The organism is Amycolatopsis sp. NPDC104819 (assembly GCF_055583145.1).
This window is the reverse complement of the sequence record NZ_JBVJON010000008.1, coordinates 501,396-520,016: the sequence shown is the minus strand read 5'-3', so window position 1 is coordinate 520,016 and position 18,621 is coordinate 501,396. Positions and strand designations below refer to the sequence as shown.

Annotated in this window: 22 protein-coding genes; 11 read left to right on the top strand and 11 right to left on the bottom strand. The window is 73.0% G+C overall.

Going from position 1 to position 18,621, the window contains the following annotated elements; translation table 11 throughout:
- Positions 1–57: 57 nt before the first annotated feature.
- The 3 genes from ACZ63E_RS27635 to ACZ63E_RS27625 are packed head-to-tail and all read right to left on the bottom strand — an operon-like array spanning position 58 to position 3,160.
- Positions 58–1,038, bottom strand: coding sequence for a TolB family protein (locus ACZ63E_RS27635; protein ID WP_465339011.1), 981 nt, complete (start codon positions 1,036–1,038; stop codon positions 58–60).
- Positions 1,035–2,282, bottom strand: coding sequence for an MFS transporter (locus ACZ63E_RS27630; protein ID WP_465339010.1), 1,248 nt, complete (start codon positions 2,280–2,282; stop codon positions 1,035–1,037). The genes ACZ63E_RS27635 and ACZ63E_RS27630 overlap by 4 nt, the downstream gene beginning before the upstream one ends.
- A 5-nt stretch (positions 2,283–2,287) precedes the next feature.
- The gene (locus ACZ63E_RS27625) at positions 2,288–3,160 is read right to left on the bottom strand and encodes an alkaline phosphatase family protein (protein ID WP_465339009.1); all 873 of its coding nucleotides are present in this window, start codon (positions 3,158–3,160) and stop codon (positions 2,288–2,290) included.
- A gap of 234 nt (positions 3,161–3,394) precedes the next feature.
- On the opposite strand from ACZ63E_RS27625, the gene ACZ63E_RS27620 reads away from it, so the two are divergent.
- Genes ACZ63E_RS27620 through ACZ63E_RS27585 form a run of 8 tightly spaced genes read left to right on the top strand, consistent with a single transcriptional unit; the run spans position 3,395 to position 8,468 of the window.
- Entirely contained in the window at positions 3,395–3,640 is a 246-nt protein-coding gene (locus tag ACZ63E_RS27620; protein WP_465339008.1) for a hypothetical protein, read from the top strand.
- Positions 3,637–4,722 carry an FAD:protein FMN transferase gene (locus tag ACZ63E_RS27615; RefSeq protein WP_465339007.1) on the top strand — a complete coding sequence of 362 codons (1,086 nt, stop codon included), beginning with the start codon at positions 3,637–3,639 and terminating at the stop codon, positions 4,720–4,722. The genes ACZ63E_RS27620 and ACZ63E_RS27615 overlap by 4 nt, the downstream gene beginning before the upstream one ends.
- A complete protein-coding gene (locus ACZ63E_RS27610) occupies positions 4,719–5,288 on the top strand; it encodes a ferric reductase-like transmembrane domain-containing protein (RefSeq protein WP_465339006.1) in 570 nt (189 codons plus the stop codon). Before ACZ63E_RS27615 ends, ACZ63E_RS27610 begins: the two co-directional genes overlap by 4 nt.
- Positions 5,285–6,415 carry an NADH-ubiquinone oxidoreductase-F iron-sulfur binding region domain-containing protein gene (locus ACZ63E_RS27605; RefSeq protein ID WP_465339005.1) on the top strand — a complete coding sequence of 377 codons (1,131 nt, stop codon included), beginning with the start codon at positions 5,285–5,287 and terminating at the stop codon, positions 6,413–6,415. Before ACZ63E_RS27610 ends, ACZ63E_RS27605 begins: the two co-directional genes overlap by 4 nt.
- Positions 6,412–6,606, top strand: coding sequence for a ferredoxin (locus ACZ63E_RS27600; protein WP_465339004.1), 195 nt, complete (start codon positions 6,412–6,414; stop codon positions 6,604–6,606). The genes ACZ63E_RS27605 and ACZ63E_RS27600 overlap by 4 nt, the downstream gene beginning before the upstream one ends.
- Positions 6,607–6,623: 17 nt before the next feature.
- The gene (locus tag ACZ63E_RS27595) at positions 6,624–7,196 is read left to right on the top strand and encodes a suppressor of fused domain protein (RefSeq protein WP_465339003.1); all 573 of its coding nucleotides are present in this window, start codon (positions 6,624–6,626) and stop codon (positions 7,194–7,196) included.
- A gap of 40 nt (positions 7,197–7,236) precedes the next feature.
- Entirely contained in the window at positions 7,237–7,986 is a 750-nt protein-coding gene (locus tag ACZ63E_RS27590; protein ID WP_465339002.1) for an SIR2 family NAD-dependent protein deacylase, read from the top strand.
- Positions 7,983–8,468 carry a GNAT family N-acetyltransferase gene (locus ACZ63E_RS27585; protein ID WP_465339001.1) on the top strand — a complete coding sequence of 162 codons (486 nt, stop codon included), beginning with the start codon at positions 7,983–7,985 and terminating at the stop codon, positions 8,466–8,468. Before ACZ63E_RS27590 ends, ACZ63E_RS27585 begins: the two co-directional genes overlap by 4 nt.
- On the opposite strand, the gene ACZ63E_RS27580 is transcribed toward ACZ63E_RS27585, so the two are convergent.
- Positions 8,465–8,992: a YciI family protein gene (locus tag ACZ63E_RS27580; RefSeq protein ID WP_465339000.1), complete on the bottom strand. Its 528-nt coding sequence runs from the start codon at positions 8,990–8,992 to the stop codon at positions 8,465–8,467. The two genes, ACZ63E_RS27585 and ACZ63E_RS27580, sit on opposite strands and share 4 nt — an antisense overlap.
- A gap of 34 nt (positions 8,993–9,026) precedes the next feature.
- Between ACZ63E_RS27580 and ACZ63E_RS27575 the strand changes: the two genes are divergently transcribed.
- Positions 9,027–9,557, top strand: coding sequence for a hypothetical protein (locus ACZ63E_RS27575; RefSeq protein WP_465338999.1), 531 nt, complete (start codon positions 9,027–9,029; stop codon positions 9,555–9,557).
- Positions 9,558–9,603: 46 nt separating this feature from the next.
- Here ACZ63E_RS27575 and ACZ63E_RS27570 read toward each other — a convergent pair whose 3' ends face one another.
- The 5 genes from ACZ63E_RS27570 to ACZ63E_RS27550 all read right to left on the bottom strand — a co-directional run bounded on the left by ACZ63E_RS27570 (position 9,604) and on the right by ACZ63E_RS27550 (position 15,710).
- Positions 9,604–10,806, bottom strand: a complete 1,203-nt coding sequence (locus tag ACZ63E_RS27570) for a glycosyltransferase (protein ID WP_465338998.1) — start codon at positions 10,804–10,806, stop codon at positions 9,604–9,606.
- A 132-nt stretch (positions 10,807–10,938) separates the two neighbouring features.
- Positions 10,939–12,408 carry an aldehyde dehydrogenase gene (locus ACZ63E_RS27565; RefSeq protein WP_465338997.1) on the bottom strand — a complete coding sequence of 490 codons (1,470 nt, stop codon included), beginning with the start codon at positions 12,406–12,408 and terminating at the stop codon, positions 10,939–10,941.
- A gap of 78 nt (positions 12,409–12,486) precedes the next feature.
- A complete protein-coding gene (locus ACZ63E_RS27560) occupies positions 12,487–12,783 on the bottom strand; it encodes a hypothetical protein (RefSeq protein ID WP_465338996.1) in 297 nt (98 codons plus the stop codon).
- Between the two features lie 236 nt (positions 12,784–13,019).
- Complete coding sequence (locus tag ACZ63E_RS27555) at positions 13,020–14,714, bottom strand: serine/threonine-protein kinase (protein WP_465338995.1); 1,695 nt, start codon at positions 14,712–14,714, stop codon at positions 13,020–13,022.
- A gap of 36 nt (positions 14,715–14,750) precedes the next feature.
- Complete coding sequence (locus tag ACZ63E_RS27550) at positions 14,751–15,710, bottom strand: SDR family NAD(P)-dependent oxidoreductase (RefSeq protein WP_465338994.1); 960 nt, start codon at positions 15,708–15,710, stop codon at positions 14,751–14,753.
- A gap of 105 nt (positions 15,711–15,815) precedes the next feature.
- Between ACZ63E_RS27550 and ACZ63E_RS27545 the strand changes: the two genes are divergently transcribed.
- Complete coding sequence (locus ACZ63E_RS27545) at positions 15,816–16,355, top strand: DUF6069 family protein (protein ID WP_465313553.1); 540 nt, start codon at positions 15,816–15,818, stop codon at positions 16,353–16,355.
- Between the two features lie 2 nt (positions 16,356–16,357).
- A complete protein-coding gene (locus tag ACZ63E_RS27540; protein ID WP_465338993.1) occupies positions 16,358–16,780 on the top strand; it encodes a nitroreductase/quinone reductase family protein in 423 nt (140 codons plus the stop codon).
- Positions 16,781–16,793: 13 nt separating this feature from the next.
- On the opposite strand, the gene ACZ63E_RS27535 is transcribed toward ACZ63E_RS27540, so the two are convergent.
- Together ACZ63E_RS27535 and ACZ63E_RS27530 are read right to left on the bottom strand one after the other, a co-directional pair.
- On the bottom strand, positions 16,794–17,597 hold the full coding sequence (locus ACZ63E_RS27535) for an ABC transporter permease (RefSeq protein ID WP_465313556.1): 804 nt from the start codon (positions 17,595–17,597) through the stop codon (positions 16,794–16,796).
- The gene (locus ACZ63E_RS27530; protein ID WP_465313557.1) at positions 17,594–18,565 is read right to left on the bottom strand and encodes an ATP-binding cassette domain-containing protein; all 972 of its coding nucleotides are present in this window, start codon (positions 18,563–18,565) and stop codon (positions 17,594–17,596) included. Before ACZ63E_RS27530 ends, ACZ63E_RS27535 begins: the two co-directional genes overlap by 4 nt.
- Positions 18,566–18,621 lie beyond the last annotated feature (56 nt).

Here is an 18,621-nt window from a genome sequence, read left to right as displayed (position 1 = left end):
AACACCGCCCCCGCGAGGAGACCACCGTCGTCTCCGGGGTGTCAAAGGATTTGCCGCTCAGGAGCCGAGGGCCGCGGGGGACTCCGCCTCGGGGATCAGCAGCCGGGCCGCGCCCGAGCCGTCGGACGGAACCACCCACACGTCCGCGTGGCCGGGCGCCCGGGGGACGCCGTACCCGATCGTGTGATCGTCGAGCCAGGCCGGCTGGTCGTCGACGCTGCGGGTCTCGGCCAGCGGGGTCACCTTCGACGTCGCCAGGTCCAGCACCGACAGCCGCCAGCCCTTCGCCGGGTCACCGTCCACTGCGGACTTGAACGCCACCCGCGTCCCGTCCGGGGACAGCGACGGGCACTCGACGTTCTCGCGCAGCGTGCGGACCGTGTGCGCGGTGAAGTCGCCCGCGACGAGGTAACGGCGCCCGGCCGTCGACATCGTCGCGTAGAAGTGGCGGTCGTCGCGGGTGAACGTGACACCCCAGAAGTTGAGGTCGGCCGCCTGGTACGGGTGCCCGTCGAGCGTGACCGCGTAGTCCTCCAGCGTGCCCGCGAGGTCGCCGGTCGCCGTGTCGAGGATGCCGGCGCGGGTGGAGAACATCCCGCCGTTGTAGGAGTCGCCGGTGACGAACACCGTCCACGCGAGCATCCGGCCGCTCGCCGACACCCGCGCCCGGTTCGGCAGCCCGACCAGCGGGATCTCGCGCTTCGAGGCGAGCCCCGCGTCGAGCACCACCAGCTGGTAGGTGGTGAGGTCGCCGTCCGGGCGCAGGCAGAGCCCGGTGCCGCCCGCGGCGTACACCCGGCTGCACGACAGCGGCGACACCGTCCGCGCGCCGCCGGGGTCGGCCGCGGCCACCGTGGCGACGTGCCCGCGGTCGGCGTCGGCGGTGCTGCGGAACAGCAGCCGCGGGCCGGGGAAGAGGCTCACCACGCCGGTCGCTGTCACGTCGTGGCCGCGCGCGCTCGCGAACCCGACGTACGCGACCGCGGCCCCGGCCAGCACGAGCACGCCGGCAACGGCGATCAGGATCCGGGTCTTCACGCAGCCTTCCTCGGGGAGAGCACCACGAACGTCACGCCGATCGCGACCACCGCCGCGCCGGCCGCGACGGCGATCGCGGGCTCCGCGCCCCAGAACTGCCACGCCAGTCCGAAAAGGACGGACGAGACGAAGTAGGCCAGCGCCTGCGCCGTCTGCACCAGCGAAAGACCCGTGGTGCGCAACGACTCCGGCAGCAGCGGCCCGGCCAGCGCCATCAGGACGCCGTCGGTCGCGGCGTAGAACGCGCCGTACAACGCCAGCGAGAGCGCGAACAACGGCCAGCCGGACACCGGGCCGGCCAGCAGCAGGTAGACGAGCGCCAGCGCGCCGTAGCCGCCGAGCACCACCGGCAGCCGCCCGACCCGGTCGGCCAGCGCGCCCAGCGGCGCGGCGAGCAGCAGGTAGGCGAGGTTGGTCCCGACCGCGAGCAGCGGGAACCAGCCGGTGGCGATGTCTTCCTTGTGCTGCAGCAGCAGGTAGACGAACCCGTCGCCGACGGTGGCCAGCCCGAGCACGGCCGCCGCGACCAGCAGCCGCCGCACCCCGCTCCCGCGCAGCAGGGCCGCCGCGGCCCGGGGCGAGACCGGGGTGGCGGCCCGCGGGGTCCGGCGGTCACGCACGAACAGCACCAGCAGCAGCACGCCGATCGCGGCGACGCAGAAGCTGACGACGAACACCGCGTCGAACGCCTCGGGGTTGGTGGCGCCGACCGCGGCGAGCACGGCCAGCGCGACGAGCGGACCGGCGAACGCGCCGGCGCTGTCCATCGCGCGGTGCACGCCGAACGCGCGCCCGAGCAGGGGTTCGGGGGTCGACAGCGTGATCAGGGCGTCGCGGGGCGCGGTCCGCAGGCCCTTGCCGGCGCGGTCGAGCGTGATCACCGCGCCGATCGCGCCCGCCGACGCCCCGGCCGCGAGCAGCCCGAGCTTCGCCACCGCGGACAGCGCATAGCCGGTGCCGGCCACGACCTTGCGCCGCCGGACCCGGTCCGCGACGTACCCGCCGGCGACCCGCAGCAACGCCGTCGCGCCGGTATAGAGACCGTCGACCAGGCCGTATGCCGCAGGGCTGAGGTGCAGCCCGAGCACGAGGTAGACCGGCAGGATCGCCGTGACCATCTCCGAGGAGACGTCGGTGACCATGCTGACGGCGCCGAGCGCGAAGACGTTCGCGCCGATCGCCGAGAGCTTGCGCGGGGACGCTGCCCCGGCGTGCTCCCGGCGACCGATGGTGGAGAGGTACACGCGGCCTACTGCCAGACGTCGAGGATCGGCGACTTGCTCGCCGCGCCGCCGAGACCCGGCAGGCCGTAGGACGCCTCGATCGTGCGCAGCACGGTGTAGTGGTTGATCGATTCGCTGTAGCTGCCGACCTGGACGTGCGCGCCGGTGAAGCTGGTGAAGATCTGGTTCACCGAGGTGCCGCTGTCCTCGTCGAAGGTGGTGATCAGCAGGCTGTTGTGCGTCTTCGCCCACTGGGCGTACGCGTCGAGGTGGTTCTTCAGCCAGGTGTCGCCGGTGCCGACCGAGCAGTCGTGCATGTCGGAGCACATGTTCGGCGTGACGAAGGAGACCGTCGGCAGCTGGGTGAAGTCGGTGGGGAAGCTCGTGTAGCGGAGGTTGCTCGCGGCGGGGACGTTCGAGAAGTCCACCCAGCTGTTGTGCTTGCGCATGTAGGTGCCGCTGGAGCAGCCGGTGTAGCCGTCGGAGGGCATCGACTCGGAGTAGCCCTTGAACGTCTTGCCCGCGTCGATCAGCTGCTGGCCCAGGTTGGCCTTCGCGCCGAGGTTGGCCGGGCAGCTGTCGCTGGTCACGCCCTGCGTCGCGCCCGAGAAGAGGGCGACGTAGTTGGGCTGGCTGGGGTGGGTGATCGCGAAGGAGTTCGTGAACTTCGCGCTCTGCGAGGCGAGGGTGTTGAAGTAGGGCGCGCTGGAACTGCCGTTGATCGAGGAGTACTTCTTGTTCTCGAACATCACCAGGACGATGTGGTCGAACGCCGGCACGGTGGCGGCGGTGGGCTGCACCGCCGGCTCGTCCGTTCCGGTGACGGCGGCCGCCGTGACGGCACCGGCCGTGACCAGGGTCGTGGCGGCGAGCACGGCGAGGATCCGCTTGCGGATCATGGGTCCTCCAACGCTGACGTGGTGGGGCGCCTCATGATGCCCACGGCAGGGGGCCGGTTCGTGCCGTGTCGTGGTCCGGCTCGTGAACACCAGGAAACCTCCGGCGGACAACGGAAAGGGTGGGTGAATCGCTGTCCGGTGTCAACCTCCTTTCGTAGTGTCCATTGTGGACAGCCAGGGGTTTGACAGGTCGCTCCCAGCTCGCTCAAAGGAACGACGCCGACACTCGTTCCCATGGACCCCTACACGACCGGCGGAGCGGCCCGCCGCGAGCACGGCCGCCGCAAGGCCGCCCTGGCCACGGCGGCCGCGGCGGTGCTCGGAGCGGCTGCGGTCGGCGCGATCGGCTTCGGCCTGTCATCCGCCTCGGCCTCCCAGACGACGACCACCACGGGCACGACCGGCGACCAGCTGCAGTCCTCCGACAGCGGCGTGGACTCCGGCTCGGGCAGCGCGCACACGGGCTCGGGTGCGTCATGACGGCGTTTCGCGCACTGGGAACCACGGCAGAGGTCCTGGTGACGGACCCGGCACGGCTCGAGGTGGCGGTGCTGCTGCTGCACGAGGAGCTGGCCGCGATCGACGCGGCGTGCAGCCGGTTCCGGGCCGACTCGGAGATTTCGCGGCTGCACGAGGTCGCGGGTCGGCAGGTTCGGGTGGGGGAGCTGCTGGCGGAGGCGCTCGGCGCTGCGCTGCGGGCGGCTCGGCTCAGTGACGGGCTGGTGGATCCGACGGTGGGGACGGCTGTGCGGGCGCTGGGGTACGACCGCGACTTCGCGGAGGTGATCGCGGGCACCTTGGACGCGGCGGGCGGCGACTCGGTCTCGGGCGGGCTTGGTGTGGATCAGCGCTTCGCTGCGGCTGGCAGCAACCGCGATTTCGCTGCGCCGACCGGCGGCGAACCGGCCCCGCGCGGCCTTGATGCGGATCAGCACCTCCCCGCACCGACCGGCGGCGCACCTGCCTCAACCGCAAGCGTCGCCGTTCTCACCCAAAGCGCCCCAGGCTGGCACCGAGTCCTCTTCGACCCCATCCAGCGGCTCGTCGTCCTCCCGCGCGACATCCACCTCGACCTCGGCGCCACCGCGAAAGCCCTCGCCGCCGATCGGGCCGCTCGGCGGATCCAGGCCGTCGTCGGGTGCGGGACCCTCGTCAACCTCGGCGGTGACCTGCGGACCGCCGGTCGCGCTCCCGAGGGCGGCTGGCAGATCGCCATCGGCGACGACCACACCGAAGCCGTCGCGCGGCCGGACACCACCGTTGCACTCCATGCCGGAGGCCTTGCCACCTCCGGGACCACCCGGCGGCGCTGGCGCCGCGGCGGCCGGACCGTGCACCACATCGTCGACCCGCGCACCGGGGATGTCGCGGAACCGCGCTGGCGCACGGTCACCGTCGCCGCGAAGTCCACTGTGGACGCCAACACCGCGAGCACCGCGGCCATCGTCCTCGGGGCCGACGCGCCCGGCTGGCTCACCGAACGCCACCTCTCCGCGCGGCTCGTCGGCGTCGACGGCGACGTCGTCCTGACTCCCGGCTGGCCCGAAGAGCGGGCGTCATGAGCACCGCCGTCTGGTACTTCAGCCGCGCGACCGGCCTGGTGTCGCTGGTGCTCTTCACCGGCGTCGTCGTCCTCGGCGCGCTCGGCGCCGGCCGGTTCGCGACGCGGGAGTGGCCGCGGTTCACCGTCGCCGCCGTGCACCGGAACCTCGCGCTGACCAGCCTAGGCTTCCTCGCCGCGCACATCGTGTCGGCGGTCCTCGACGGCTACGTCCCGCTGAGCTGGCTCGACGTCGTCGTCCCGTTCGGCTCGGACTACCGGCCGCTGTGGGTCGGCTTCGGCGCGGTCGCGATCGACCTGCTGCTCGCGATCGTGGTCACCAGCCTGCTGCGCACCCGCATCCCGCCGCGCGCGTGGCGCGCGGTGCACTGGCTGGCCTACCTCTGCTGGCCGGTCGCCCTCGTGCACGGCTTCGGCATGGCCGAAAACGACGCCGCGTACGGCTGGATCGTCGCCCTCGACGTGCTCTGCGTGCTGGCCGCGCTCGGCGCCGTCGGCTACCGCGCCGGCGTGAAGCACGCCGACACCGAAACCCGCAAGCTCTCGCCGCTGGGAGGCACCCGATGAGCACCCTGCCCCCGCACCGGCTCGACCTGGCCGGGCACCGGCGCCGCAACGGCGTCGTGCCGTGGGTCGCCTACCACGGCGAAGACGGCCGAGACCGCCTGATCGACGCCGTCGACGCGGCCGGCGTGCGCGGCCGCGGCGGCGCGGGCTTCCCGACCGCGGTGAAGCTGCGCGCGGCCCGGGCGCGACGCTCGATCGTCGTCGCGAACGGCTGTGAGGGCGACCCGCTCAGCCGGAAGGACGCCGCGCTGCTCACGCTGTCCCCGCACCTCGTGCTCGACGGCCTGCAGCTCGCCGCCCACGCCATCGGCGCCGGCGAGGCCGTGCTCTGCGTCCACGCGGGCAGCCCGGTGCTGCCGAGCGTCACCGCGGCGCTGGCCGAGCGCGACGACCTGGTGCCCGTGCGGATCGCGGAGATCCCACGCCGGTACGTCGCCAGCGAGGAAACCGCGCTGGTCCACTTCCTGACTTCCGGCGACGCGCGGCCGCTCGGCAAGCTGCCGCGGCCCGCCGAACGCGGGGTGCGGGGCCGGCCGACGCTGGTGGACAACGTCGACACGCTGGCGCAGGTCGCGCTGGCCGTCCTGCTCGGCCCGCACCACTACCGCGCGGCCCGCACCGACCTGGTCACGGTGACCGGCGCGGTCCGGCGGCCCGGTGTGGTCGAGGTGGCGCCGGGCGCGTCCGTCGCCGAGACGCTGGCCGCGGCCGGCGGTGAGGCCGAGCCGGTGCGGGCGGTGCTCGTCGGCGGTTACGGCGGCACGTGGACGTCCGACCTGGGCGACGGCCTGACCGGAATCCCGGCGGTGTACGCCCTGCCGGCCGGCGCGTGCGGGCTGGCCTACACGGCCGGCGTGCTGAAGTTCCTCGCCGCCGAGTCGGCGCGCCAGTGCGGACCGTGCATGTTCGGCCTGCCGGCGATCGCGGCGGACTTCGCGGAGCTGGTCCGCGGCGGCCCGTCGACGGCCCGCCTGGCCCACCGCATCCCGCTCCTCACCGGCCGCGGCGCGTGCGGCCACCCGGACGGCGCGGCCCGCCTCGCGGCGTCGGCCCTGCGGACGTTCGCGTCCGACGTGACCGCGCACCTGGCCGGCGGCCGGTGCCGGGTGCTGGAGGGAGTGGCGTGAAGCTTTCGGTGGACCCGATCGGCTGCCGCGCGCACGGGTTGTGCGCCGACCTGCTGCCGGAGTCGGTGCGGCTGGACGAGTGGGGTTACCCGGTGCTGGCGCCCGGCGAGCTGCCGCCGGAGCTGGTGGCGGACGCCCGTCGCGCGGCGGCCGCGTGTCCCGCGTTGGCGTTGCGGCTGCGGAAGAACTGAGCGGTAGGGTCGGCCGCGTGACAGAGTCGGCTCCCGGCTGGGACGCGATCGAAGCCGCGGTCGCGGCGCACCTCCCGGCACAGGAACCCCTGCACTGGGGCACGGACACCCTGCCCGGCCAGGACGGCGTGTATGGGATCAGCGCCTACCGCGGTGCCGGGCACTGGCTGCTGGTCACCTTCGGGCTGACCGAGCTGTTCATCAAGGAGAGCGACGACCCCGGCATCAGCGGCTGGGGGATCGAGCTGACGATCAGGGTGCCCGGCGAGTCGCCCGCGCCGTGGTCGCTCGAGCTCCTGCGGAAGCTCGGCGGATACGTCTGTTCGACCGGCCGGGTGTTCGCGCCGGGCCACCGCATGAGCCCGGGCGGCCCGATCACCGGCTCGGCCGGCACGCGCCTCACCGCGCTCGCGTTCGACGTGGACCCGGTGCTCGGCGAGATCACCACACCGCACGGCGCGGTCACGTTCCTGACCGTCTTCGGCATCACCGAAGACGAGCTGCGCGCCGCCCAGGAGACGACCACGGCCGAGGTGCTGACGGCGATCCGGGCGGACAACCCCTTGCTGGTCACCGACCCGGCCCGATAACCGGTCGTCCGGACGCGGCCGGCTCGTTAACCTCCGTGCCATGGACGAGAAGCTCCTCACCCGGATCCGCGGCGCCCGGCGGATCGCCGTGCTGACCGGTGCGGGTGTCTCCACCGCGTCCGGGATTCCCGACTACCGCGGCCCCGACGGCGTCTGGACACGCACGCCGAGCGCCGCGAACGCCTTCACGCTCAAGGACTTCATGGCCGACGCCGACGTGCGGCGCGAGTTCTGGCGCGGTTACGCCGGGCACGCCGCCTGGCGCGCCGAGCCGAACGCCGCCCACCGTGCGCTCGCGAAGCTCGACGAAGCGGGGGTCGCCGTCCGGGTCCTCACCCAGAACGTCGACGGGCTGCACCAGCGGGCCGGCCTCGCCGCCCGCAAGGTGCTCGAACTGCACGGCACCATGCACACCACGCGCTGCACGGCGTGCCCGGTGCGGCTGCCGACGGCCGAGGTGCTGGCGCGCTTCGACGGCGGCGATCCGCGATGCCCGGACTGCGGCGGGATCCTGAAGCTCGACGTCGTCCTCTTCGGACAGAGGCTGGACGGCGACGTCCTCGGGCACGCGCGGAACATCGCCGCGGCGAGCGGGCTCTTCCTCGCCGTCGGCAGCTCGCTGCAGGTGGAGCCGGTCGCGTCGCTGTGCACCGTGGCCGTGCAGTCCCGGGCGACGCTGGTGATCGTCAACCGCGACCCGACGCCCTACGACGCAGACGCCGATTTTGTGGTGCGGGAAGACATCGAGACCGTCGTCCCGGAACTGTGCGACGCCGTGGCGGCCGCGTGATCCGCGAGGCCCGCGACGAGGACTGGCCGCGGATCTGGCCGATCATCAGCGACGTCGTCACCGAGCAGCGGACGTTCCCCTACGACCCCGCGATGACCGAACCCGAGGCCCGGCGGAGCTGGCTGGTGGCTCCGCCGGCCCGGGTGGTCGTCGCCGTCGACGGGGACCGCGTGACCGGCACCGCGAACATGTACGCCAACCGGCCCGGGCCCGGCAGCCACGTCGCTTCCGGCAGCCTGATGGTCGCGAAGGCGGCGCGGGGCGAAGGGGTGGGCCGCGCCCTCACGACCGACCTGATCGCCTGGGCGCGGCGCAGCGGCTTCGCGGCGATCCAGTTCAACGCCGTCGTCGACGTCAACACAGCCGCCGTCCGGCTCTACGAAAGCCTCGGGTTCGTCACGCTCGGCACCGCGCCCGGCGCGTTCCGCCATCCCGGCCTGGGTGACGTCGGGCTGCGCATCATGTGGTTGGACCTGCGTTAACGGCGTCCGCCGAACTGCCAGGAGTGCACTTCGACGGCGGCGTACCGCTCCGGCGTCAGCACTTCGCGGGCGGCTCGGGCGTCCGGCGCCCGGAGGAGCGCGGCGGTGCCGAGCCAGGCGGCGCCGTCGTCGGACAGGAGCGGTCCGTAGGCGATGAGGTCGTGCCCGGCCGGGACCGTGGTGTCGGCGGGTCCTTCGCCGAGGCCGAGCACCAGGTAGCCGGACGGCTCCCCGGGCGACTCCCACATCGTGCGGCCGAGGCTGTTGCGCCACCGGCGGATCAGCACGTCCCGGTAGGCGCCGGCCTGGTAGGCGGGCTCGTCGAAGGCGAACGCCCGCGCGGCGGCGGGGTCCGGCAGGTCGACAATGTGCACACTGCCGGTGAGGACGTCACCGTCGAAGGTCGGGCCGCGGGCGATCATCCGGTCCGCGTAGCCGTCCATATAGGACCAGTGCGCCTCCAGCGTGGCCTCGCGCAGCGGCCGGGAGCCGGGGCGGTCGCGGTGGTGGCAGAAGAACTCCATACCCTCCAGTCTCCCTGGCTGGCAGACTGCGGTGGTGCACGATCCCGCGTCGCTCACGGATCCGGAGAACTGGACCGGCGGCTTCTACGAGCTTTCCCTCGAACTCGACGACGAGCGCTTCGACGCCGCGGTGAGCGCGGTGTGGCGAGCGGCGGGCGCGGTGCCCGCGCTGGAGACGTCGTCCGGCCACCTGCGGGGCACGGTGACCTTCGGCGGCCCGGTGGTCTGCGGCAGTTTTGTCACCCGCTACGACGACGGCCCGGACTGCGTGACGTTCTACCTCCCGCTCACCGCGCTGTCGCTGCTCGAACACCGGATCGGCGGTTTCCCGTTCGGCTCCTCGGGCGGCCCCGGGTCGCTGGCGTGGCGGGCGGCGCTGGACTCGTGGCTGGCCGGGGTGGCGGCGAAGGCGTTCCGCGAGGTCGGTTTCCGCCTCGGCCTGATCGGCTTCGAGCTGGACCCCCTGACGGCGGCCGAGGTCGGCGGGGTGGTGCCGGAGGAGCGGTGGGCCGGCTACCTGCTGCCGGTCGACGGCCGCCTGGAGTACACCCCGGCCAACCGCTAGCGCGCCGCCCCGGGGTGCCGGTCGCCGGCACCCCGGGAAACCGACCTCAAGCCGACGTCAGCGGCGCCGTCGCCAGCAAGTGGTGCGCCGCGATGCCGGCGCCGTCCGCGCGGACCCGGGCCGCGAACCGCCGGGCCGTCCCGGCCACGGACGGGTTCAGCGCCACATCGAGAGCCGCCGTCAGCGCTTCGGCCGTCGGCACCCCCGGCTCGGTCGCCGCGCCGAGGCCCAGCTCGCGGACCCGGCCCGCGAAGTAGTGCTGGTCGTACATCTGCGGCACGACGACCTGCGGCGCGCCCGCACGGGCCGCCGTCGTCGTGGTGCCCGCGCCGCCGTGGTGGACCACCGCGCCGACCCGCTTGAACAGCGCCTGCTGGTTGATCTCGTCGATGCCGAGGCAGTCCGGCTGTCCGGCCACCGCGGCCAGCCCGGCCCAGCCGCGGGCGATGATGGCCCGCCGGCCGTGCGCGCGCGCCGACGCGAGCATCACTTCGGCGAGCTCGCCCGGCGCGCGCATGCTGCCGAACCCGAAGTACACCGGCGGCTCACCCGCGTCGAGGAACTCGAGCAGGTCGTCCGGTAGCGGCCGCTCGTCCGGCCAGACCCACGCGCCCGTCTGGACGACGCGCGCGTCGCCCGGCTCGGGCCACGGCGCCAGCGCCGCGTCGGCGGCGAGCCACGGCCGATCGGAGAACACGTGCGCCTGCAGGTCGTCGACCGGATCCTGGCCGGCCGCCGCGCGGCAGGCGTTCACGTGCCCGCCGAAAAGCGCGTTCCAGCGCTGCGCGTCCTCGTCCCAAAGGACTCGGTTCTCCGCCTTTCCGGGCGTCCGCCACGGCATCGGTGGCGGCGCGTGCAGATCCGACGGCAGGGTGATCGGGCAGAAACTCGCATAAACGTAGGCGGCGCCGGTCCGCTCGGCGATCGAACGGGTGGCGAACTGCAGCGCGCCCGCGGCGAGGAGGACGTCACATCCCTTCGCCGCCACAGCGATCGTCTCGAACTGCGTCGTGACGGTGTCTTCGACCGCCTTGCGCATCTCTTCGGGTGTCGGACGGTTCCCCGTGGCGGTCCCGCGCAGCTCAGGGCCGATCGGCACGACGTCGAACCCGAGCTCGTCGAGCCAGTCCCGGAAGTCCGGGGGCACGCACAGGCGGACGTCCTGCCCGAGCGCTCTCAGCTCCGAGGCCAGCGCCACGACCGGCTGCACCTCGCCCCGCGAGCCGATCGTGGACAGCAGCACACGCATGACGGAATCCCCTCCGCTGGAAAAGGTGAGCCCGAATTGTGGACCCGCACCGGGGTCTTGCCACAAGCCCCGGGGTCGGCTATATGTTGAAGTGGGGAGAGGGAATCCCGCCGCGGTCGAGGTCGCCCGGAATCAGCCGAGGGTGAACGGATCCCGCGTCCCGCCGGTCAGCTCGACCCACACCGCCTTGTCGACCAGGTACTCGTCGATCGCGTGCACGCCGTTCTCGCGGCCGAGGCCCGAGCTCTTGACCCCGCCGAACGGCACCGACGGCGCCACGACGCGGTAGGCGTTCACCCACACCGTCCCGGCCTTCAGCTTCGCCGCGACGCGGTGCGCGCGGTGCACGTCCTTCGTCCAGACGGCGCCGGCGAGCCCGTACGGCGTGTTGTTGGCCAGCCGGATCGCCTCGGCTTCGTCGGTGAACGTCAGCGCGGCCAGCACCGGCCCGAAGACCTCCTCGCGCACGACCGTCGACTCCGGCGTCACCCCGGTCAGCACGGTCGGCCGCACGAACAGCCCGCCCAGCGCGGGTTCCGCCTCGCCGCCGCAGACGACCGTCGCGCCTTCGGCCTTCGCCGTTTCGAGGTAGTGCAGCACCTTTTCGTACTGCGGCGTGTTGGCGACCGGGCCCATTTCGGTGCCGCGCTCGTTCGGGTCGCCCAGCCGGATCGCCTCGGCGCGCTCGGCGATGAGCCGCACCAGCTCGTCGTGGACGTCGGCGTGCACGATCAGCCGGGACCCGGCCATGCACGTCTGGCCGGTGGCGGCGAAGACGCCGGCGACAACCCCGTTCGCGGCCGCGGCGAGGTCGGCGTCGGGGAACACCACCTGCGGCGACTTGCCGCCCAGCTCCAGCGTCACCTTGTTGAGGTTCCCGGCGGCGGCCACGGCGACCGCGCGGCCGGTGGCGGTCGACCCGGTGAACGCGACCTTGTCGACCCCCGGGTGCCCGGCCAGCGCCGCGCCCGTCTCGCGCGAAAGCCCGGTGACGACGTTGACCACGCCGGGCGGGAACCCGGCTACGGTGACCAGTTCGGCCAGCCCGAGCGTCGAGACGGGCGAATGTTCCGACGGCTTCACGACGACCGTGCACCCGGCGGCCAGCGCGGGCGCGAGCTTCCAGGTGAGCAGCAGCAACGGCGAGTTCCACGGCGTGATGGCCGCGACCACGCCGGCCGGCTCGCGGCGGGTGTAGACGAGGTAGTCCGGGTTCGGCGCCGGGATCTGGCGGCCCTCGATCTTGTCGGCCAGGCCCGCGAAGTAGTGGTACCAGCCGCCGAGCCCGGTGAGCTGGCCGATCATCTCGCGGTAGAGCTTGCCGGAGTCGTTGACCTCGAGCCGGGCGAGGCGCTCGGCGTGGTCGCCGATGAGGTCGCCGAACCGGCGCAGCAGGGCGGCGCGGGCGAACCCGGTCGTCGCGCCCCACTCACCCTCGAGCGCCGCGCGGGCCGCGGCGACGGCGTCGTCGACGTCCTCCGGGCCGCCGTCCGGGACGACCGCCCACGGCTGTCCGGTGTAGGGGTTCTGCGACTCGAACGTGCGGCCCGAGCGAGCGCCGACGGCCTTGCCGTCGATCAGCAGGGAAAACCGGGGGAGCATGGGCCGTCCTTTCGCTGTGCGGCCTGATCAGCCTGCACCCTTCGGGGTGTCACGCGAAAGGGGGTACGCCGGAATTGATCACGCGGCTTCGGAAAGCGTTTCCGGCCCGGTCAGTTCTTCGGCGAAGATCGTGTCGATCTTCCGCGACGCGGTCCGCAGTTTCGCGACACTCGCGACGAACAGCAGGACGGCCGCGGCGGGCACCACGAGCAGCACCGGCGGCCACCCGGCGCCGACCACCGCGACCACCGAGAAGATGGCCATGACCAGGAAGACTGCCCGGCCGGCGACCCGCGGCCACGCGGGACGGGGCTTGGCGTGCCGGCCACGCGACGTACGCAGAACCGGCCGCACCAGGGCAGCGTGGACACTCATTCCGACCTCCGGAAAGTCGACGAACCGGCCGGGACGGGGATTCCCGGCGGTGGGTACCGGCACCGCGTTCGGCGCGGCGGACACGGTGGAGGTGTCGGGGCCGAGCCGGTTGCGGTTACCGGTCGTTATTGCTTCGAGTCCGAATCCGAGGAATCGAATTCGGCGCGCATCATGGTCTGTTTCACGGCGGTTCCGGCACTAGGGCCGATGGGCCCGGTTCGTGCGGCCGGAGGTCCTCAGGACTCGTCGTGGCCGGGTCCCTTGCCTTTGCCCTTGCCACTGTTCCCGGCCTTCGGCGGCTTCGGCGGCTTGGGCGGCTTTGGCCCTTTCGGCGGATGCACTGCACTCGAACGGGTGACGGCGGCGGGTTCGAGATCAGCGGCTTCGGTGACCCTCGGCGCGGGAGCGGGGTTCCCGGACTCGGCCAGCGGGGCCGAGGAGGGCGGCGCGGTTGCGGGCGCGGAGGAGTGGGGGGCCGGTTGTTGAGCGGGGGTGGTGGTCCCGGTGCCGGGGATGGTGAGCAGCACGGCCGCGAGGGCGGCAGCGGCAACGGCGGCGATCCCGACGGCCAGGGCGAGCCGACGGGGGCGGGCCGGGGGAGGCCCGATGTGCTGGGCGGGGCGGGTGCGGGGGAGGGCGCGGTTGCTGGGGGCGGCGGCGGTGCCGGGGTGAGGAGACTGCTCGGCTGCTTCCGGCCACGATGGGGCCGGCGTGTCGCCCTGCGGAGCTGCTTCGGCGGCAGCTGGGTGGGCTGCGGCAGCTGCCGCGATGCCCGGCGAGGCCGACCCGGCTCCGGCGGCTTCCGGGTGGTCGGCGCTGGCCGGGGAGACTTGGCGCGAGGCTGCTGCCGCGATGCCCGGCGAGGCCGACTCGGCTCCGGCAATCCCGGGCTGGGCCGCAGCGTTCGCGATCTCCGAACCCACCGCGGAACCGGCACTCATCGCATGCGGCTCGGTCGGCGCGAGCACTCCGTCATCCGCCCCCTGCCGCCGCCCGATCGCCGTCAACCCGGCGGCCACCCCGCGGCGCCACCAGGAACGTGTGCTCGGCCAGGACGCCACCGGCACCGGCGCGTGCAGCAGCTCCAGCACCTCCGCCGCCGTCGGGCGGTCGGTGGGCTCGCGCCTTGTCATCCGCTTCAACGTGTGGGCCAACGATGGCGGCAAGCCCTCCGGGATCCGCGGTGGCCGCGTCAGGCGGGCCATCGCCGCCTCGATCATCGTGCCCGAATACTCGCGCTGGCCCGTCACGCACTCCAGCAGGATCAGCCCCAGCGCGTACACGTCCGCCGGTGGTCCTGCCGGCTCGCCGCCGACCTGTTCCGGGGCCAGGTACGCCGCCGTGCCCGGGACCACGCCCGTGCCCGTTATGTGCGTCGTGTCGAGTGCGTGGGCGATGCCGAAGTCGCCGATCAGCGGGCCGTCCTGGGACAGGAACACGTTGGCGGGCTTCAGGTCCCGGTGGACGATCCGCCGCGCGTGGACGTGCGCCAGCGCTTCGGCGAGGCCGGCCGCCAGCGCCGTCACCTCGGCCGCCGGCATCGGGCCGCCGAGCAGGCGCTCCGCCAGGTTGTCGCCTTCGACGAGCTGCATCACCAGGAACGTCCGGCCGCTCTCGGAACCGCTGTCCAGCAGCGCCACCACACCCGGGTGCGTGATGCTCGCCTGGATGTCCATCTCGCGCAGCCGCCGCCGCTGGTCGAGCGCCACGACCTCGCGGTCGTAGATCTTGACGGCGACCTCGCGCGTGAGCCGCGAGTCGAAGGCGCGGTAGACGCGGGCTGTGCCGCCGCTGCCGATCAGCCGGCCGACCTCGTACCGCCCGGCCAGCAGCTCGGGCGGCCGGACGTCCCCGAGGACCGGGTGCGGCGCCGAGCCGAACTCGCTGAGCGCGAAGCGAGCACACGTCACGTCTTCCGCGTCGTCGGCCACGGCCGCGTTGTACCCCGATCCCGTGAAGCGCAAACGTCAGGCGGCCCCGAAGGCGTCCACTCCGGTCAGTTCCGCCGAGAGCGTCCACAAGCGCGCGGCCTGCTCCCGGTCGACGGCGTACGAGCGCACGCCCGAGGCCGTCAGGCCCTCGGCGTCGGACAGCTCGGCGACGTCGCAGTCCTCCAGGTACAGCCCGCCGAGCCCGGCCAGCTGCGGTGACGTCGCGGCCCAGACCGTCGTCGCCGCGCCCTGCTCCGGCGTCTTGAACTCCATCAGCATCGTCCCGGCTTCGTCCATCCAGCCGCGCTCGACCATCTCCGCGCGCGACAGGTGCCGCTGCAGAGGCGTCATGATGCCGCCGGGGTGCAGCGCGAACGCGCGGACACCGCGCGAACGGGCCAGTTCGTCGAGGTGGACGGCGAAGAGCACGTTGGCCGTCTTGGCCTGGCCGTAGGCCGCCCACTTGTCGTAGCCGTGGGTGAACTGGACGTCGTCCCAGCGGATCGGCGAGTTGTGGTGGCCGCGCGAGGACAGCGAGACGACGCGGGCGCCGTCGGCGATCGCCGGCCACAGCCGGTTGGCCAGCGCGAAGTGGCCGAGGTGGTTGGTGGCGAACTGGGCCTCCCAGCCCGGGCCGACGCGGGTCTCGGGGCAGGCCATGACACCGGCGTTGCCGATGAGCAGGTCGATCCGCCGTCCGGAGGCCAGGAACCGGTCGGCGAAGCCGCGGACGCTCTCGAGGTCGCCCAGGTCCAGCTCGTCGACCTCGACATTCCCGAGGCCGGCCAGCGCCTCCTCGGCGGCCGCGCGACGGCGGGCCGGGACGACGACGTGGGCGTCGGCGCCGGTGAGCGCGCGGGTGGTTTCGAGGCCGATCCCGGAGTAACCGCCGGTGACGACGGCGAGCTTCCCCGTGAGGTCGACGCCCGCGACGGCTTCGGCGGCCGTGGTGGTGGCGCCGAAGCCGGAGCCGAGCTTGTGCTGTGCGGTGGTCATGACGCCGACGGTACGAGCTGGAGTGCACTCCAGCGTAAATCGCGGCCGGGGCCGAAACGGGGGACAATCGACGGCGAGAGGCGCCGCCGACCTAGGAAGGCTCTGATGGCCGACTACTACGGGAACCAGCCCCAGGACGTCCGCCCGGGGATCGACGCGCGCCGGTTGTGGGCGGGCGGCGTCGCGACGGCGGTGATCGCGGCCCTGCTCGCGGTGGTCGGGCTGCTGATCGCGCGCGGCGTCTTCGAGGTCGAAGTGCTGGCCCCAAAAGGCGAAGGCGTCTGGGGCAACGCGAGCACCACGACGTACGCACTGGTCGCCGCCGCGGTGGCGCTGCTCGCCACCGGGCTGATGCACCTGCTGAGCGTCGCGACGCCGGCGCCGTCCCAGTTCTTCGGCTGGATCATGGTGCTCGTCACGTTGATCGCGGTGGTGCTGCCGCTGACCCTCACGGTCGCCCCGAGCGCGAAGATCGCCACGGCGGCGATCAACCTCGTCATCGGGCTCGTCATCGCCGCGGTCGTCAACAGCATGGCGGCCAGCGCCCGGACGCTGCACCGGCGCCGCAGTCAGCCGCCCGCGCCGACGCGCCAGTACCCGCAGCAACAACAGCAGCCCCCGACGACGCGCTACTACGACCAGTGACCATGGACGTGCAGGAGACGAACCGCCGCGTGATCCGCCAGTTCCGCGCGGGCGGCGAGGTCGAAGGCATGCACCGCGAGCGGCTGGTGCTGCTCACGACGACGGGCCGGAACTCCGGGAAACCGCGGACGGTCCCGATGATGTACCACCGCGACGGCGCCCGGCTACTGGTGGTGGCGTCCAACATCGGGGCGCCGAAGCACCCGGGCTGGTACCTGAACCTGATCGCCGATTCCCGGGTCAAGGTGGAGGTGGACGGCCACGAGTTCGACGGGGAGGCGCTGCCGCTGCTGGGGGCCGACTACGTGCGGACGTGGGCGGAGCTGGAGAAGCACTACCCGTTCCTTGCCGACCACCAGGCGAAGGCCAGGGAAGCCAAGCGGGTCATCCCGATCGTGGAGCTGTCCGAAGAGGACCTCGGCTGAGGTCCACTTCGGACTACTTGCTCGCCACGCGGCGGTAGCGCGCCGTCGCGAGAGGGGCGAACACCGCGATGATCGCCACGCAGCACAGGATCGCGTACAGCGCCGCGTTCTCCGCCGGCCAGCCCGTCGGCGCCGGGCCGAACCGGTTGCCGAACAGATCGCGGGTTGCGTTGATCACCGCCGTGAACGGGTTCCAGTTCGCGATCGCCTTGAGGAACGCGGGCAGCGTGTCGGTCGGGACGAACGCCGAGGAGATGAAGCTCAGCGGGAACATCCAGACCAGCCCCAGGCTCTGTGCGACTTCGACGCTGCGCGCGGCCAGGCCGATCAGCGCGCCCACCCAGGATAGGGCCCAGGCGAACATCAGCATCACCAGGTAGCCGAGGAGCGCGTCCCAGAAGCTGCCGCGGATGCGCCAGCCGACCAGGAGCCCGCACGCCGACATCACCACCAGCGCGACCACGCTGACGACCAGGTCGGACGTCGTACGCCCGAGCACCACCGCGATGCGGGACATCGGCAGCGAACGGAACCGGTCGATGATGCCCTTCTGCAGGTCGTTGGCGAAGCCGATGACCGTGAACGCCGAGTTGAACGCCACCGTCTGGGCGAAGATCCCCGCGATGAGGAACTCGCGGTACGCCGCGCCGCCCGCTTCGCCGCCGATCGCGTTGCCGAAGACGTAGGCGAACAGCAGCACGAACATGATCGGCTGCAGCGTCGCGGCCATCAGCCAGTCCGGGTTGCGGCGGACGTTCATCAGGTTGCGCCACGTGATGATGCCGCCGTCGGAAATGCCCTTCGCGAGCGCGTTCACTTGGCGGCCTCCTCGGCGGACTCGGCGCCGTGGCCGGTCAGGGACAGGAAAACGTCGTCCAGCGTCGGCCGGTGCAGGGCGACGTCCTGGACGGTGATGCCTTGGCCGTCGAGCCGGCGCAGGGCTTCGATGAGCGCCTTCGGGCCGGTGTCGACGAAGATCTCGGCGCGGCGCGTGTGGTCGTCACCCGACGGGTCGCCGGTCCCGACCTCGCGCAGCACCGCCAGGGTGGCCGGCAGGTCCGCGGCCGAGGCGACGACCAGCTCGAGGCGTTCGCCGCCGATCTGGGCCTTGAGCTCGTCGGCCGTGCCGCGCGCGATCACCTTGCCGTGGTCGATCACCACGATGGAGTCGGCGAGCTGGTCGGCCTCTTCGAGGTACTGGGTGGTCAGCAGCACGGTCGTGCCGTCGGCGACGAGCTCCTTGATCACTTCCCACGTGTCGAGGCGGCCGCCCGGGTCGAGGCCGGTGGTGGGCTCGTCCAGCACGACGACGGTCGGCTCGCCGACGAGCGCGCCGGCCAGGTCGAGGCGCCGGCGCATGCCGCCGGAGTACCCCTTCGCCGGGCGGTCGGCGGCGTCCTCCAGCCGGAACCGCGCGAGCAGCTCGCGCGCCCGGGCCCGCGCCGAGGCCTTCCGCCTGCCGTAGAACCGCCCCACCATGTAGAGGTTCTCGAAGCCGGTCAGGTTCTCGTCGACGGCCGCGTACTGGCCGGACAGCCCGATCCGGCGCCGCACCTCGTCCGGCTCGGCCAGGACGTCGTGCCCGGCCACCCGCGCCGAACCCGAGTCCGGCCGCAGCAGGGTCGTCAGGATGCGGACGGTGGTGGTCTTCCCGGCGCCGTTCGGGCCGAGCAGCCCGAGCACCTGGCCGGCCGGGATATCCAGGTCGACACCGTCGAGCGCGCGGGTCGAACCGTAGGTCTTGACGAGCCCGCGCACTTGGACGGCGCTCTCCGGTTCCGGCATGGCGGTTTCCCCTCTCGGTGACCCCCGACAAGCTAGGCCACGGGCGTCCCCGTTGT